The 15,995-nt window shown below is 46.1% G+C and carries 17 protein-coding genes; 14 read left to right on the top strand and 3 right to left on the bottom strand.

The window, feature by feature from the left end:
* Positions 1-459: 459 nt before the first annotated feature.
* The 5 genes from rfbF to QUA10_RS24605 all read left to right on the top strand — a co-directional run bounded on the left by rfbF (position 460) and on the right by QUA10_RS24605 (position 5,391).
* Positions 460-1,236 (top strand): glucose-1-phosphate cytidylyltransferase, encoded by a 777-nt coding sequence (gene rfbF, locus QUA10_RS24625; protein ID WP_333085176.1) that lies wholly within the window; start codon positions 460-462, stop codon positions 1,234-1,236.
* Between the two features lie 205 nt (positions 1,237-1,441).
* Positions 1,442-2,506, top strand: a complete 1,065-nt coding sequence (locus QUA10_RS24620; protein WP_333085174.1) for an acyl-CoA dehydrogenase family protein — start codon at positions 1,442-1,444, stop codon at positions 2,504-2,506.
* A gap of 66 nt (positions 2,507-2,572) precedes the next feature.
* A complete protein-coding gene (locus tag QUA10_RS24615; RefSeq protein WP_333086398.1) occupies positions 2,573-3,322 on the top strand; it encodes a cyclase family protein in 750 nt (249 codons plus the stop codon).
* Between the two features lie 177 nt (positions 3,323-3,499).
* Entirely contained in the window at positions 3,500-4,246 is a 747-nt protein-coding gene (locus QUA10_RS24610) for a DUF1995 family protein (RefSeq protein ID WP_333085172.1), read from the top strand.
* 374 nt (positions 4,247-4,620) lie between these two features.
* Positions 4,621-5,391: a metallophosphoesterase family protein gene (locus QUA10_RS24605; protein ID WP_333085170.1), complete on the top strand. Its 771-nt coding sequence runs from the start codon at positions 4,621-4,623 to the stop codon at positions 5,389-5,391.
* Between the two features lie 205 nt (positions 5,392-5,596).
* Here the strand turns inward: QUA10_RS24605 and QUA10_RS24600 are convergent, their stop codons facing one another.
* On the bottom strand, positions 5,597-6,448 hold the full coding sequence (locus QUA10_RS24600) for a M48 family metallopeptidase (protein WP_333085169.1): 852 nt from the start codon (positions 6,446-6,448) through the stop codon (positions 5,597-5,599).
* 370 nt (positions 6,449-6,818) lie between these two features.
* On the opposite strand from QUA10_RS24600, the gene QUA10_RS24595 reads away from it, so the two are divergent.
* Positions 6,819-7,343 carry a DUF4330 domain-containing protein gene (locus QUA10_RS24595; RefSeq protein ID WP_333042459.1) on the top strand — a complete coding sequence of 175 codons (525 nt, stop codon included), beginning with the start codon at positions 6,819-6,821 and terminating at the stop codon, positions 7,341-7,343.
* Between the two features lie 80 nt (positions 7,344-7,423).
* Here QUA10_RS24595 and QUA10_RS24590 read toward each other — a convergent pair whose 3' ends face one another.
* The gene (locus QUA10_RS24590; RefSeq protein WP_333085168.1) at positions 7,424-8,329 is read right to left on the bottom strand and encodes an alpha/beta hydrolase; all 906 of its coding nucleotides are present in this window, start codon (positions 8,327-8,329) and stop codon (positions 7,424-7,426) included.
* A gap of 529 nt (positions 8,330-8,858) precedes the next feature.
* On the opposite strand from QUA10_RS24590, the gene QUA10_RS24585 reads away from it, so the two are divergent.
* From QUA10_RS24585 to QUA10_RS24565, 5 genes are all read left to right on the top strand, one after another.
* Positions 8,859-9,473, top strand: coding sequence for a hypothetical protein (locus QUA10_RS24585; protein WP_333086397.1), 615 nt, complete (start codon positions 8,859-8,861; stop codon positions 9,471-9,473).
* Positions 9,474-9,538: 65 nt separating this feature from the next.
* Complete coding sequence (locus QUA10_RS24580; protein WP_333085166.1) at positions 9,539-10,183, top strand: IS607 family transposase; 645 nt, start codon at positions 9,539-9,541, stop codon at positions 10,181-10,183.
* 155 nt (positions 10,184-10,338) lie between these two features.
* Positions 10,339-10,587, top strand: a complete 249-nt coding sequence (locus QUA10_RS24575; RefSeq protein ID WP_333086396.1) for a hypothetical protein — start codon at positions 10,339-10,341, stop codon at positions 10,585-10,587.
* 388 nt (positions 10,588-10,975) lie between these two features.
* Entirely contained in the window at positions 10,976-11,290 is a 315-nt protein-coding gene (locus QUA10_RS24570) for a transposase (protein ID WP_333085164.1), read from the top strand.
* 45 nt (positions 11,291-11,335) lie between these two features.
* A complete protein-coding gene (locus QUA10_RS24565; protein ID WP_333085163.1) occupies positions 11,336-11,497 on the top strand; it encodes a zinc ribbon domain-containing protein in 162 nt (53 codons plus the stop codon).
* Between the two features lie 35 nt (positions 11,498-11,532).
* On the opposite strand, the gene QUA10_RS24560 is transcribed toward QUA10_RS24565, so the two are convergent.
* A complete protein-coding gene (locus tag QUA10_RS24560) occupies positions 11,533-12,462 on the bottom strand; it encodes a hypothetical protein (RefSeq protein ID WP_333085162.1) in 930 nt (309 codons plus the stop codon).
* Positions 12,463-12,763: 301 nt separating this feature from the next.
* Here QUA10_RS24560 and QUA10_RS24555 point away from each other — a divergent pair, with 301 nt between their 5' ends.
* The 3 genes from QUA10_RS24555 to QUA10_RS24545 all read left to right on the top strand — a co-directional run bounded on the left by QUA10_RS24555 (position 12,764) and on the right by QUA10_RS24545 (position 15,941).
* On the top strand, positions 12,764-12,928 hold the full coding sequence (locus tag QUA10_RS24555; RefSeq protein ID WP_333085161.1) for a hypothetical protein: 165 nt from the start codon (positions 12,764-12,766) through the stop codon (positions 12,926-12,928).
* Positions 12,929-13,585: 657 nt separating this feature from the next.
* Complete coding sequence (locus tag QUA10_RS24550; RefSeq protein ID WP_333085160.1) at positions 13,586-14,488, top strand: MBL fold metallo-hydrolase; 903 nt, start codon at positions 13,586-13,588, stop codon at positions 14,486-14,488.
* A 238-nt stretch (positions 14,489-14,726) separates the two neighbouring features.
* On the top strand, positions 14,727-15,941 hold the full coding sequence (locus QUA10_RS24545; protein WP_333085159.1) for a bifunctional riboflavin kinase/FAD synthetase: 1,215 nt from the start codon (positions 14,727-14,729) through the stop codon (positions 15,939-15,941).
* Positions 15,942-15,995 lie beyond the last annotated feature (54 nt).

Below are 15,995 nucleotides of genomic sequence, written 5' to 3'. Positions count from 1 at the left end.
CGGGACAATTCGGCATAGTTCACAAAAAACTTATCAAGGCTACTATCTTACCATCATTACTTCTTGGCCACTACCTATAATTATTGAGGCGATCGCACAGAGGATACCTAAAAACTTTTTTAGGCGATCGAGTTGATTTTTCATTTCTGTTGCATCTCTTCCTTATATTGAGTATAGGTGTTGGCTTTTTTGTCTATTTCCTAATCTACCATTCGTAAGTTAGAAATTGCGCTGTATTCAAATATACTGTCCGCAGTACCCACCCTACTGTTAGTTAGAAATTGCGCGCAGCATTCAAATACACGGTGCGGTCGCCCGCACCCTAGAATTATTTATAAGAGTTCGTGATTTCGGCGGTTTACAAAGCTTCACTCACTATGAGAAAATGTTAATAATTCTTTGAAAAAATTCCTGATGATTGATGATAAATTAATTTATCATCTTTAAAAATGTGACAAAATGCAAGTAGTTATCCTAGCTGGCGGTCTCGGTACTCGTCTGAGAGAAGAAACAGAATTTCGTCCCAAACCCTTAGTTGAGGTGGGGGGGCATCCAATTATTTGGCACATCATGAAGATATATGCACACTACGGTTTCCAAAACTTTATTGTGTGCTTGGGCTATCGCGGCAACATGATTAAAGAATATTTCCTCAATTATGAAGCCATGAACAATGACTTTACTATCTGTCTGGGACGCCAACATACCATCACTTATCACGAGGAACATCTCGAACAAGATTTTAAAGTGACACTAGCTGAAACTGGCGCCGCAAGCATGACAGGAGGGCGGGTAAAACGGATCGAAAAATATATCGATCGCGAGAATTTCATGGTGACATACGGCGATGGAGTAGCTGATGTCGATATTGACGCCTTGATGGATTTTCACAAGTCTCACGGGAAGCTGGCAACTGTCACTACATTTCGCCCGATTTCTCGCTTTGGAATTTTGGAGGTAGACAGCGATAGCCGCGTAGTTCAATTTACTGAAAAACCTCAAATCGATGGCTGGATTAGTGTTGGATATATGATATTTAACCGCCGGGTATTTGAGTATTTGGGGGGAGATGATTGTATCTTAGAACAAGAGCCGATGCAGCGTTTAGCGGCAGACGGACAGTTGATGGCTTACCGTCATGAGGGCTTCTTCTTTGCGATGGATACTTTTCGAGAGTACAAGTATTTAAACGAACTTTGGGATGAAGGGAAGGCTCCTTGGAAAGTGTGGAAATAATTTAGTTTTGGGGCGAAATTAGATTTCCGCCCCACACAATTTTGAATAAAAATTACTATAAAATTACCTCATAAATCCGGTTGCTTTGTAGATTTTTCGTGAGTTGTCGCAAAAATCGTAGTAACTGGGTTTTTATAGATCCCTATCCGTGGGAAGTGAAACTTTCCCAAATAAGGTGAAACTCACTATAAAATAATTATAAAAAATGGATTCGCAAGAAATTCTCAACAGCACAAAAACTTACTTACAAGAGTGCGTTGCACCCCACGCGGAAATTATCGACAGCGACTCGGAAGCGCTAAAAACAGCAGTTGCGGGATTGGAAGATCGATCGCTCTTAGCATTGCGAGTTCCCCAAAAATGGGGCGGTGCCGAAGTTGCACCGGAGATTTTTTACCAATATCAGGAATTGACGGCTCGATATTCCGGCGCTTTGTCTTTCCTGCAAACTCAGCACCACAGTGCAACTGCGATGATTGCCAATAGCGACAATGAAATGCTAAAAAGCAGATACTTGCCCGCGATCGCCCAAAAAGAGTTACGCTTGGGTATTGGGTTTTCGCATTTGCGGCGATCGGGCAATCCGGCCGTCACCGCAACTGCCACAAAAGCGGGCTATTTACTGTCAGGAAAAGTTCCTTGGGTAACAGGTTTTGGCTTATTTCAAAAGTTTATTGTAGCGGCGGTACTTCCTGACGAACGCTCTGTTTTCGGTTTAGTGCCTTTTGCCAATATTGAACGCGAATACGGTAAAATAGCTTGTAGCGAAATCATGCAGTTAATCGCTATGAACTCGACTAATACTGTGACAGCCACTCTCGATAATTGGTTGCTGCATGAATCGGAAATAATTTCAGTTAAACCTGTCGGCTGGATTTCGGAAAACGACAGCAAAAATATACTGAATTTTGTCCCCGGTACTTTTGGCTGTATTCGAGCGGGATTGGATGTAATTGCAGCAGCGGCTGCTGCTAAGAATTCACCTTTGATAACGACAGCTTACCAAAAACTAGAGCAAAAGCTCGATCGGCTAAAACAGAATTTCCAACAATCTCAACATAGCTCGAAAGCAGAACAATTAGCGCTGCGAGCTCAAGCCATTGATTTAGCGGTGCGTTGCGGGCACGCTGCGGTTGCAGTTTCTAGCGGTGCTGCTAACGGTGCGGTACATCCTGCCGGGAGAGTTTATCGAGAAGCTTTGGTGTATACTGTTTCCGGGCAAACAAAGGATGTGATGGAAGCAACGCTCGATCAACTAATCGAATTTTAGATTTTAGATTTTAGATTTTATATTGAGCTTGCAAAAGGTCAAAAACTCAACTGTGTTTAATAAATAATGTATATATTTAACCTGATGACAAACAACTTCAACTCACATAACTTAAAAACGATCGCCTACAGCAAAATTGTAGACTTAACCCATGCAATTCACCCAAATATTCCCATTTGGCCAGGAGATCCAGCGACAGAAATTGCCACAGTAGCTCAAATAGAAACAGACGGGTATTTCCTGCGAAAATTCTCGATGGGAGAACACAGCGGCACTCACATCAACGCACCCAACAGCTTTTATGCAGGAGGTGTCAGCATTGATAGTTATTCCCCGCAGTCGCTCGTTGTGCCGGCAATTGCGATCGACATCCGAGAGCAAAGTCTTGCCAATCCCGACTACACTTTAACAATTGATGATATATGGGCTTGGGAACGGCAGCACAAACTTATAGAACCGGGAAATCTAGTTTTATTGTATACTGGCTGGCAAGAAAAATGGGATAATCAGGGAGCATTTTTTAACCGAGACGAGCGCGGAATTTGCCACTTTCCCGGATTTGGCAAAGCAGCCACTCAATTTTTGCTAGAAGAACGCTCGATAGCGGGAATTGGAACCGACACCCACGGAGTCGATACCGGGCAAGATGAAAGTTTTGTGGTTAATAAATTGGTATTGGAAAAGCAGCGAATAGTGCTGGAAAATCTTGCAAATCTCGACTTGTTACCTGCGGCTGACATCACTTTAGTTATCGGAATATTGCGCCTTTTGGGAGGTTCCGGTTCGCCCGTATCCGTGTTAGCTTTTGTTGCTTAGTGCGGTAAAACTTACATCTTGTACCATTCTCAAGAACAGGCTTTTCGTCCTGTTCCACAAAGAGTGAATTTTCTTGTGGAACAGGCATCTTGCCTGTTCCTAAATAGGTAATTGAGAATAGTGCAATATCTCAGGTAAAATTAGATTGAGAGAAGTCGAGTAAAAACAATTAGATTAATGACAGAACTGCCCAAGGATCTCAACGAGGCGATCGCCCAATCCCGCATTGCCACCGCCGCCGCCCTCTCGGACGGCAAAAATCTACTGCAAGTCGAATTAGTATTTCCAGAAATCGCCCTGCAAGCACAGTCTATCACCCTACAATTTCTCCCAGAATTTGAGGAAATCTACCCCGGAGTAAAAGTCTTTTTTCCCGACACTGGTGCGGCAGCCCTCGCGCGCCGCGACTGGGGAGAAACACCGTTTAAAGTCACTGATTTGGGTAGCAGTCGCACCCCTGTTGAAGATAAAATATCACCGGAAGATCAACTTTTCATTTTGATCAATCCAGCAGCCGTAGAAGTGGCCCAAGTTGAAAAAATTTATATAGCTGCGGCCGGTCGCCCAGTAATTCTACTCAACCCGCGCCTGGAAGATGTTGCCACCATAGGTATAGGCTATGCGGGCCGACAATTGCGTGATCGATTCCTCAGCAAAATAGAATCCTGCTACTATATCAGACCCCTAGACACTGCTGCTTTATTCCGCTGCTACCCCCAATCCTGGCAAGTTTGGCTGGAAACAAACGACGAATACCAACTAATTTCTGAAACCGCCCAAAAACCTGTCGGAGACGATTTAGAGCGGATTTTAGCCAAAGCTCTCGGAACCGACGATCCTGACTCCACCACACCTGCAAAACCTGTAAAAAAGAAAGGTTTTTTGGCAGAACTCCAGACATTCCTCAAAGCTTTGACTCAGTGACCGCAGTTTTCAATTCTCTGAAATACGCCCAGGACACGGCCAGGCGCCGTGCCCCTACCGGATATTTCTACTTCGCTCAAATTGAAACTGCCATAATATCGTTTCCGGTTGCATCGGTATTGTTCAAATGTCTAAACAGTCAACAGTCAACAGTCAACACTCATATCGAGGAGTGCAACCGGAATTGATATAACTTGCCTGTGTTTCTATCAGTAGCTACGCCAACAGCTACTGCTGAGCTTTACAGAATCTTTATAAAAACCAGTATAATGGGTGACACCCCTCCACCGTAAAAGAGGGGAGGCAAATAACAGCAAAATCAGATGCTATAAGCTAGAGATGGGGCTTTTGAGTCAGGGAAGCGGATAAACACAATGGAGCACCGGCGCATTGTTATCGGGGACGTACACGGGCATTACGACGGCTTAATGACCCTGCTAGAGGCACTTGCCCCCAGCTCGAATGATCGCGTCTATTTTTTGGGAGACTTAATCGATCGTGGCCCCAAAAGCGCTCAGGTATTAGATTTTGTGCAGCAAAGCCCCTACCAAACTCTGTTGGGCAACCACGAACAACTGATGCTGGAAGCTTTGTCGGGGACACCGATGGATATGCGAGCGTGGCAATCTTGGCTCTACAGCGGGGGCGATGCGACAGTAGCAAGCTACAGAGATACAGGGATGATGCCGTACAAACACTTAGAGTGGCTGCGATCGCTCCCTACGTACCGGGACTTAGGGGACATCTGGCTGGTTCACGCGGGCGTTGACCCCCATCTGTCGATCGATGAACAGTCGATCGAACAACTGTGTTGGATTCGCAGGGAATTTCACACCATGTCGAAACCCTATTTTCCGAATAAATTAATTATCACCGGTCACACGATCACCTTTACCTTTCATGGGGTGAGACCGGGCGAATTAGTCAGGGGCGAAGGGTGGTTGGATATTGACACAGGTGCTTATCATCCCAAAAGCGGCTGGCTGACAGGATTTGATCTCAGCTACCGCAGAGTTTATCAAGTAAATGTATTTAACCATCAAGTCCGAATTTTGCCGTTTGACGAAGTTGTCAGGCAATTGAAGCCGCAGCCGATTGCACCCCCGGAACCTGCGATCGATTCTGTTGTTCAACAGCAGTGTTAAATCAAGTTTTAGTTGTAGGGTATGTCAGATTAAGTCCGAGCTCTTAAATCGAAATTAACTTGCTGCTGACTTACCCTAGTAACTGGATTTCTTTTTTAACGAACCGCGAAGACACGTTAGCGAAGCGGCGCGTTAGCGCTAGATCACGAAGTAAGAAAAGAGAAGAGAAGAGAAAATAAGAGATTGCCTGACTGATTTACATTTGCTACGAACCTAAAAGCCTGCGGATTTCTAGCCTGTAATCCTCATTATTCAAACCTTCACCGCTAGCAAGCTCCGGATCTATAGCCTGTGAAATAGCAGCAATACGATCGCCAGTTGCCGGGTGAGTGCTCAAAATGCTCGGAGGAGAAGGCTTATTGAGCAACTTTTTCATAAAATCAACCATCCCAGATTGAGCGTAGCCCGCTCGCCCCATAGTTTGCAATCCCAACTGATCGGCTTCATACTCAGCTTGGCGACTGTGGGGGCGCCGCAAAGCCAATTCCACCCCAATCTGAACCGCCTGAGATCGATCGAGCCCTGTCGCCGAAGCTACGCCTGAAGCTATGGCCATTTGACGCATTTGTTTAATCGCGTGGCGAGCATTAATGTGAGCGATTTCGTGGGCGATTACACTTGCCAATTCTGCCTCATTGTCCGCCGCCGTCATCAAACCTTTATTCACATAAACAAAACCGCCCATAGTTGCAAAAGCATTAATCGTATCGTCGTCAATCACTTGAAAAGTATAAGGAATATTTGGGCGAGTGCTTTCTTGAGCGAGTCGTTGACCGATGCGGTTGATATATTCTGTAGTGTCGCGATCTCGGTCAATCTTAAACTCGCTGCTTGTCAACTGCTGATTAATTTGTCGGCCAATAGTCACCTCTTGGCGATCGGACATATTCGACAATTGAATAACTTGAATGCCCCGAAAAATCAGTTCAGGCAAAGAAAATGCTTGAGTCGGTTCCGGGGAAACCACCCCGATACCCGCAGCCACAATCAGGGACAGAAACAGATAAATCCCCCGGCCGCAAGTACGCCGGCAAGTCAACCAAAAATTTTTTAACATGAGTGATACGTGCCAGAAGTTAGATAAAATTGTAGGAAAAACTCGAAAACTCACTAAATAGGCAGACGCAATTTGAGGCTGCTTAGTTGCTATTCTAGCTTTTTGTCAATTTTTAACGGCGCTACCAGCTTCTCGGCGATCCAGCCAAGGCTAACCAATCGCCGTTAACTGCCTTCTGGGTTAAGTGCCCCAGTCATGCGGATTTTGGGCGATCGTTGTGGTAATATCTTTTAGCTTCAGGACTTACGCATCAATAAAGTATGTCATTGCCAGCGGTAGCTCAGCAATAGCAGCATCTGTTTTTCATCGATGTCTGTGTAAGTCCTGAGCTGTAAACATACTCCTGTCGCTATCAGTATAATAGGCGATTATGAAAATTTTGGATTCTCAAGGCCGACTGTTCGGCAAACTCAGCATTCTAGACGTAGCTGCCGCTCTGATCGTACTGCTAGTTGCAGTCGGAATCTTTTTCTTTCCCGGCACTTCTGGCGGTTCCGTCGCCCAAGTCGGCACCAGTGTCAAACCTGTAGAGATTGATGCAATTGCGATCGGTCTCAAAGGAACAAACGTTCAAGATTTGTTCAAACCAGGTGATAAAATCAATGTGGTGATCCGCAATCAACCCTCCGGTCAGATTACCATCAAATCTGTCAAAACCCTCACCAGAACCCTAGCAGTTCCTCAGCCCAACGGCACTCTGAAAGCTCTCCCAGATCCCAGAGAAGAAGAAGCCTTTAGCAAAAATATGATGTTTACCCTAGAGGGAAAAGGTCAACTTACTGAAAATGGCCCGGTTTTAGGTAATACGAAAGTCAAAATTGGCACTACGCTAGAGCTTGAAGGCAACAAGTACATTTTCAACGCCAGCGTTATCGACGTGCGAGTAAAAGAATAATTAGTAGTCAGTAGTCAGTAGTCAGTAGTCATTGCTAATGGGGAAGAGGGAATTCATATTCCTTCTTCCTTCTTCCTTCTTCACCCTTCCGAAAGCAATTTTAAGTATTGCCGAATTAAGCCAATCGTGACAGCGGGAATTTCTAACTGCGGAGTCAAACCTACGTTTTCCAGAGGTTGAAAAACTTTGATTGCTTCGGGGTTGAGATTTGCCAACCGCTGGCCGATATCGGGCCCGGTAAACTGCGATTTTTCTCCCCAAATAATCGCTGTCGGCGTTGTTAGCTGAGTGATGTACAGCGACAAATCAAAGCACAAATCTCCCCGCACAAAAGAGAGGGCTGCATATTCTGCATTTGGTTCCGAAGCAGATGCGAGGTAAGCATCAACAATTTCTTGATAAACGCGACGCGAATCGGCAAATTGTCGTTGTTCTAGGAAGCTACGGATGCCGCCGTCTGTGGCGATTCCGGTACTGTAGAGCAAGCGATCTAAAATCGGCGTGTTGACTAGCTTAGCGAAGAAACTGCTGCCGTAATCTTGTCCGAAGTCCGACAAACCGCTGGGTATGGTCAAAATCAGGGATTTGAAAAGATCCGGCCGTGCGATTGCAGCTCGAATCGCGATCGCCCCTGTTAGCGAAGAAGCAATCACGTCTGTCGGACTGCCGCAAGTTTTTTCGAGAAATTCGATCAAAGTTGTGATATAATCTTCAACCTGATAATTTCTTGCCGGATGTTCCGATCGTCCCCAACCGATTAAATCAGGTGCTAAAATTCGATATTCTGCCGCAAAAGCCGGATAAACTTTCGACCATTCGTAGGCACTCGACCCGCCGCCAAAACCGTGAAAAAATACTAAGTTCGGCTTATTTTCCGAAGTTGAGGTCGGCAACCCCATCCAAGGCATTTTTTCAGCAGTGTAGTAGACCATTCTGCCGAGAGAAGTAACTATTGATCGCTGACCGAAGCCGAGGGGTACAAGCATAAACTAACCTCAATCGCTGTTATATTTTAGATTCTTTTCCGTCGCCCCGTCTCTGTTTAAAAAACTTGCAAAGCTGGTGGCGTTTTTGTAAAGATTGAGTAATGATTTAAATCTATTTTAGTACAGGTGAAGCGTGAAACTACAGACAGCAAGTAAGTTTTGCGATTTGGGCAATTCGGCTGTGTAGTTATCCTTACCCTTGCAAACTACCCCCGATCGGAGATAATAGCAAAATGATGGGTAAGACCCCTCAACAAAATAGAGTCTGTTCGCCAACCCCGAAAGCAGGCGCTCGGAAAGGAGGACTATTAGAACTCGCTTTCAGGCAGGCGGCAGGTTTGCCGACGCTCGCCAATCACAAATCATTAATCACGATATTTTGCGGAGCAGTGGCTTTTGAGGTCGAAAGTCTTTGTTGGAGGGCGGGCGATGGGGTTTCGATTCCTAATTGCAGGTTTGGCAATCACGGGCCTCGCCGTTATCAATTCCAAAACAGAAGAAACAACTAATCTCAGGGAGGTCTACTAAAATGCAACTGCTCAGAAAAAGGGATCGCGAGGGTTTTATGGTTGATGCGAAAAGTCTTCAATCTGACGGGTTAGCAGAATTTGACACAGCCTGTCGAAGCATGGATTTAAACGGCAAAAAGTCTTTTGTCGCCACTCCAGAACGCTCAGGCGCCGGGTCAGAGGTGCGATCGCGTGCCACCGTACCTGCGATCGTCCGCGTAGCTTTAGAAGACTTGAAATGCTTTGAAGTAGTAGAACACCAGTTTGCACATTGGGGGGTGACTTTTAGCAATGCCGTCGCCATCCAACCTTCAAACCCAGCATTTTTCACGGGTTCTGGGGCAACAGTGTTAATGGGTGCCCCCAAAAGCGGACTGATAGAAGTAACTTTTAAGTATCCAGTTCGCTGGGTGTCAGGACTTGTCACCAGTTCGCGACGAACTGTTTTATCTGCTTGTGACATTGACGGCAACCCAATTGTTCAGGATGAAATGCCGGCGCCCAATCTGGTCGGGTCTAATTCTCCGATCGCCCCTAGGGCTCCCCTGCGTGTAAAAGCTCCGAATATTCATCGAATTAGTTTTTACGCTTTTGACGGTCAGCTAATAGTCGATGACTTAATGTTTGGATTTTAGATTTGAACTAAATTGCCAAATAGTTAGCTAAACTTATCCATACTTAATCCTTAACAAGAAGTTCTATGTGGAAAGTGGCAGAATTTGGAAAGTTAGTTGGAGTTTCGTCTTCTACCTTACGGCGTTGGGAAAGTGAAGGCAAGTTAGTCCCCAATAGGACACTAGGCAACCAGCGTCTTTATACAGAAAGTCACCTGAGTATCGCCCGAAATCTGAAAACAGGTAAAACACCAAACCGAGTTATCGTCTACTGCCGCGTCTCATCCACTGGACAAAAACCAGAGTTACTTCGCCAGACACAGGCTATGGAACAATTTTGCTTGGCCCAAGGTGTCTCCATCACGGACTCCATTCAAGAGATTGGGGGAGGACTGAACTTCAATCGTCCCAAATTCCTGCAAATCATACAATGGGCAATACAGGGCGAAGTCAAGATGCTATACGTGGCTCACAAAGATCGACTCTGCCGATTTGGATTTGAATTGGTCGAGCAAATTCTACAGTGGAATGGCGGAACGATTATCGTCGCCAACGCCGAAACTCTTTCACCGCATGAAGAATTGACTCAAGATTTACTCTCGATTATCGACTGCTTTTCTTCCCGCATCTACGGGTTACGGAAATATCAAGCAAAAGTTAAGAATATTGTAGAGGATATAGATCCTTGTTCAGAGTCCCATATACTTCACCAAGTAAAGAATTCCAAGTAAGTTTAACTATGTTTGCCGTCAAACGATCGCTAAAATTGAATAACAACGAAGCGACTTTGATGGCAAAACACGCAGGATGAAGGTGGGTTGTGTTTAATTTCGGGTTAAGCTTGCGAACTCAAATATATCGTGAGGGCAAGCTTTCGGACTCGAATGTGATAAATGAAGTCAAAAAAGTTCTCACCAACCACGTCAAGAAGCAACCTGAATTCGCTTGGATGAATCGGTTGTCTAGCCGAGTCTACCAAAACGCTTTGATTGACTGGAAAGATGCGTTTACTCGATATCGTTCCGGGAAAACAGGTCATCCAAACTTCGCCAGTCGCCGGAATGGTCAATCTTTTACAGTTGACTCATCTAGCCCAAAAGTTCTTCTAAAAGGTGGTAAGCTGTCGCGCATTTAAATTGTATATTCAGGGCGGGCGGGACGCCCAACCCCTACTCCCCACAAGACTTTAAATTTTTTTGACATACAATTTAAATGCCACAACAGCTTAACACCATTAAGATTCCTACATTGGGAACGTTTCGGCTTGGCGTGTGCCACTAGAATGTGGTTACGTGTCTCAAACTTTTACTCTTTCAAAATAAGGCAGTCGTTGGTTTATTTCATTGTGTGTTGATGCAGAACGTTTACCAGTTCAGCAATCTCAGGCATCCGTGGGAATCGACCTAGGCATTAACTATGAATTAAAGATGTCCCAATTGCGATCAGCCCTCGCAGGGTAAGTTTTGTAACTTCAAGCGAAAAGGTAATTCCTACCGTGAATCAGCAACGCCGCACCAAAACCGTTGATAGCCAGTGCGAAAACCAAACTTGCTACTTTACAACGTCAAGCGTCAAAGCAGGTAAAAGGCTCCAATAACCAGCGCAAAACCTACAATAAAATTAGCCTAATTCACACACAAATAGCTTGTATTCGTCAAGATTTCTTGCACAAGTTAACAATTTACTTAGCCAAGACTTTCAAGCTCATCAAAATAGAAGACTTGAATACAAAAGGAATGATGGATAATCACAAGCGGGCGGGGCAATATCCGATCTTGGGTTTTACGAGTTCAAGCGTCAACTCGATTACAAATGCCAAATGTATGGAGCAAATTTAATCCTAGTAGACCAATAGTACCCTAGTTCTAAAACTTGATCGAATTGTGGGAATAAAAAAGATATGCCACGCTCGTCTTCGGACTTATGATTGTCCTGCTTGTGGTAGATATATCGATCGCAATTGGAATGCAAGCGTTAATATTTTGAACTGGGAACCCTCGGCAGCCAGGGATAGCCGACTCTTTCCACTACGTTCCACTCAATAGCGTAGGAAGTAAACTCGGACAATCTAAAAATAGCTTTAGATAAGTTTAGATAATTTGTCCGAAGCAACAAAGCCATAAGTAGCGTCCCAAGTCTGCAAACCTTCGAGAAGGGCATTGCGGACTACAGCTTCTGGTTCCCGACTCAGCATCAGGCGAAAGCACTCGGCAGCGCGGGAACGGGCGATAGAACTTTTGACGGAACTCACAGGGCCAAACCCACCCTGATTCACCAAATCGGTCATTTGCCGCACTGCAATCAAACGCTTCACGGGGTCAGCATCAGTCAAATCCGCCAGAATGCGATCAAGCGCCACTTCATCTTTGGCGGCCCCCAGACTCAACCCTTGCCGCAGCAACAGCCCTGCAATCGCGATCGTGCCCAAATTCTGCAAAATCACGCTCAAAGCCATCCAGTGGCTGCTTGAGTCCGCCCAAATCGCCAAACTCATGTAAGCGCCCAAGGTAGCAATGCCGCCGGTGCCGACGGCTAAAACGAACCGACGGTTCGGGCCCTCCCAAAATTGCTCGCCTTTTGCCCGCAGCAATTGCCAGTCCCACGACTGCCCTCGGTAAACCAGCATCATCGCTGCTATCCCCAGGCCTGTAGAAAACAGTAACTGACTGTTCCACCACCCCCAAACTGCTGCCAGGGTGACAACTCCCAGCCAACCTTTCGATCGAGTCAAACTCTCCAGCAGCCACTTGAGAAACGCAGTAGAAACCACAGGCGATCGGGCCCAGGAGGTCTTGCCATTTACCCTCTGGCGTCTTGTTTCGACAGTCCGGCCTGTGGCTGTTGGGGTTGCCGGCGGGCGATCGTCCAAACTAAATTCTCTCAAAGCTTGACCATCAGTTATTTCTAAAGACAGGTCGCTCAACGGAAGATTACCGAGTTCCAAAGTGCGATCGGACACTTTCACAGGGGATCTATTCAGCTTGGTTGTAGTTTTTTTAACTTGATTCATACTGACTTTTTTGAAAAATAACTTAAAGTTATCCAGGCTTTTTTAGCACTGATTTAGATTCTCGGCAAATAAGACTCTAAGTTTCTATGATACCGGAAATTCAACCCCGTGGCGAGTACCGCAACTGCGCTGAATTCCGAGAAATCCTTACCAAAAATAGAGCAATTGAAGATTTTTGATAAAATCACGAGAGGTTAACAGCGAATATTTCTGCATCACTCTGGAGACAGAATGGCGCTCGGAGTTGGCATGATGGCAAAAAATCGAAATTTTTTAATTTCCGAAAATAGGGGAATTTTGAGTGATTCAATTCGTCCGCCAAGAAATGCACGACGAAAATTTAGTCTTTTGCCAGCAGGCCCGGACTCTCGCTGCTACCCCGGTGTCAGATGAGGCTGGGTTCAGCTTGACCGCTTGCGGGACGAACCGCAGCCTGCGGGCGGGCCGAGAATCCAGACAGTATTAGTTGATAATTAATAGCAGAAGCATTCCTAAACTGCTAAGATTTTTGAATTAATGGGAGTTGAGTTAATTAAACCGGGTTCGGGTAAAAACGACTCCCTGATGCTCATGGGCAGCGGTTAAATGGCCGGAGCATCTTCAGTCGGGTAAATTAACCGTCATTCTTGTAGAGGCGCCTTTACGCCCGATCGGCAATATCAGCCAGATATCGGTGCAAAAAAGTCCCGACACCTGCATATTATGGTTGATCGACCGAACTAGATAGCAGGAAGCCCATCATCCGCGTTCTAACCCGTAAAGCAGGAAGGCAAACAACCGACCGCGCGATCGTGTTCGCCAAGTGCGGAGGCTGGAAAAACAGCGGCTTTTGACCAAACTAATACAGAACTACTGCCCCAAAGTGTGTCTGCGGAGGTTAGGCTAGTGAAGAGACGAAAAGAATAGTTACGATCGAGACTTCATTAGTCTACCTTGTAATTTATTGCTCAGTTGTCAAGCCCAACAGTTTTGCATTCTCGCGATGAGCGAGACTCTTGGCACTTCCAACAAGTGGGGAACTCGACCGTCAAAGAACTTGGGTTTGATGGTAAAGCCCTTAGTAATATGTAAACACCTTATCGATAACTCGCCAACTCGCCGGAACAATCTTGCAAGAAAACCCATGTCTAGTATGCAAAACCAATTCACGGTTCACTTCTGGGGCGTTAGAGGTAGCATAGCGTCTCCCGGGGCAGAAACAGTACGTTACGGGGGCAACACGCCCTGTGTAGAAATGCGAGTGGGTGACAGTCGCCTAATTTTCGATGGCGGTACTGGATTGCGGGTTTTGGGACAAACTCTCCTGTCGCAGATGCCCGTAAAAGCTCATATGTTTTTTACTCACTCTCACTGGGATCACATTCAAGGATTCCCATTTTTTGTCCCAGCTTTTATTCCTGGGAACTGCTTTCACATCTATGGGGCTATTGCTCCTAATCAGGCTACTATCCAGCAGCGCCTCCATGACCAGATGCTGCACCCCAATTTTCCGGTACCCCTGCAAATTATGGGGGCAGACCTGAAATTTAACGATATAGAAGTGGGCAAACCGCTGGAAATCGGAGAGATTAAGGTGGAAACTGCTTTGCTGAACCATCCTGGGGAAGCTATAGGCTACCGCGTCAACTGGCGGGGGTATGCGGCTGCTTACGTGACTGATACCGAACATTTTCCCGATCGTTTAGACGAAAATGTGCTGCATTTGGCTCAGGATGCTGAGGTGCTGATCTACGACGCTACTTATACCGATGAGGAGTATTATGCCGAGAAGAGCAGCAAGGTCGGCTGGGGACATTCGACTTGGCAGGAAGCGGTGAAGGTAGCAAAGGCTGCTAATGTCAAAAAGTTGGTGATTTTTCACCACGATCCGCTGCACAATGACGAGTTTTTAGACAGGGTGGGAGAACAAGTGGCTCAAAGGTTCCCGAACAGTTTGATGGCGCGGGAAGGTTTGTCGTTACAATTGTTGCCTCCTGATAACGATTTGTCTGAAGCGTCGGTGCAAGCGCCTCAAGTTCATGTCTGATGGATTTGAGCTTGTCAGTCAGATGGTTCTGAAATCTTGATCGGTGAAATCTGACATTTAAGCGAGGGCTGACCTCACTTAAAGACGGATACCGTGCCACGTACTTCTGTCGTGGAAAACCAAAAAGTTTAGACCAAAGTTCAAGCTTCCAGATTTATCTGTGGAGTCAATTCTAAAATCTAAAATCTAAAATCTAACATCGACTGGCGATCGCACTAAGTATGTCAAAATTTTAAGCGTGTGGGTAACTTCTTCTTGTACCGCTGCTCTGACTCCAACTTCTGTTGCCTTGGGAAACTTTGATGGTTTGCACCTAGGGCATCGACAAGTCGTGCAGCCAATTTTAAATCGATCGCCTGGACCAAATTCTGCGACGGTTTTTGCGTCGGGGCAAAACACGCGCTCAAACGTTGGCACAGATCAAAATTTGCCAAGGGAACATCCGGCGACCTGCGAAAATGACTCAGCAGCACCGTCCGATCAAGCTGGCAGCAGCCATAATTTCGAGGGTTTGATAGGCATTAGGGCCGACGGCAACAGCCTCTGTGGGATCGATTCTGATGGGGTCGATCGACTTTACAGCACTGTGCTGACATTTGATCCGCACCCGCAAGAATTTTTTACGGGTCAACCGAAAAAACTGCTAACACCTCTGGCAGAAAAGGTAGAATTGCTCGCAGCAATGGGCGTCGAGCAACTTGTGCTGCTGCCGTTCGATCAAGAATTGGCGGCCTTGACTGCTTCTGAGTTTGTCGAGGAAATTTTGGTGCGGCAACTAAAAGCGAGTCGAATTAGTGTGGGGGTTGATTTTCGGTTTGGACGGGGACGCGCGGGAACGGCTGTGGATTTACAGTCGATCGCGTCGGGTTACGGTATTGATGTTGCTCTTGTACCCCTCCACAATTGCGGTGAGGGCGATCGGATCAGCAGTTCTGCAATCCGCGAAGGTCTGGCATCCGGCGACCTCACCAGAGCGAATCAGTTGCTGGGGCGACCTTACAGTTTAGTCGGGACTGTGGTTGGCGGACAGCGGCTGGGTAGGACGATCGGATTTCCTACTGCCAACATCGAACTGCCGCCGGAAAAATTTTTGCCACGTTTTGGCGTGTATGCGGTGCGAGTCTCGCTGAAGCATGGATGGGAAAAGATGAAAGAGGAAAGTTCTTCCTATCAGCGGGAAAATCCAAAATCTCTAATTCCCGGCACAGCATCCAATTTATCTTTTGTCAATGGGGTGATGAATGTTGGCTGCCGCCCGACGGTAGACGGGTTGCAACCCACTGTGGAAGTTCACCTGTTAGATTGGTCTGGGGATTTGTACGGTCAAACCTTGAGCGCGAGTTTGGTAGAGTTTTTGCGACCCGAACAAAAATTCGCTTCTCTGGATGCTCTCAAGACTCAAATTCAGGCAGATTGCGATATTGCTAGAAGCCTCTTAACTGCTAAAGTCTAATAATTATGTGATCTAGAACAGCGTCATAGGTTTAAAAAATGGTGCAAAATGAGT

The organism is Microcoleus sp. Pol8_D6, from assembly GCF_036700965.1.
GTDB lineage: Bacteria > Cyanobacteriota > Cyanobacteriia > Cyanobacteriales > Microcoleaceae > Microcoleus.
This window is presented reverse-complemented; position numbering and strand designations above follow the sequence as displayed.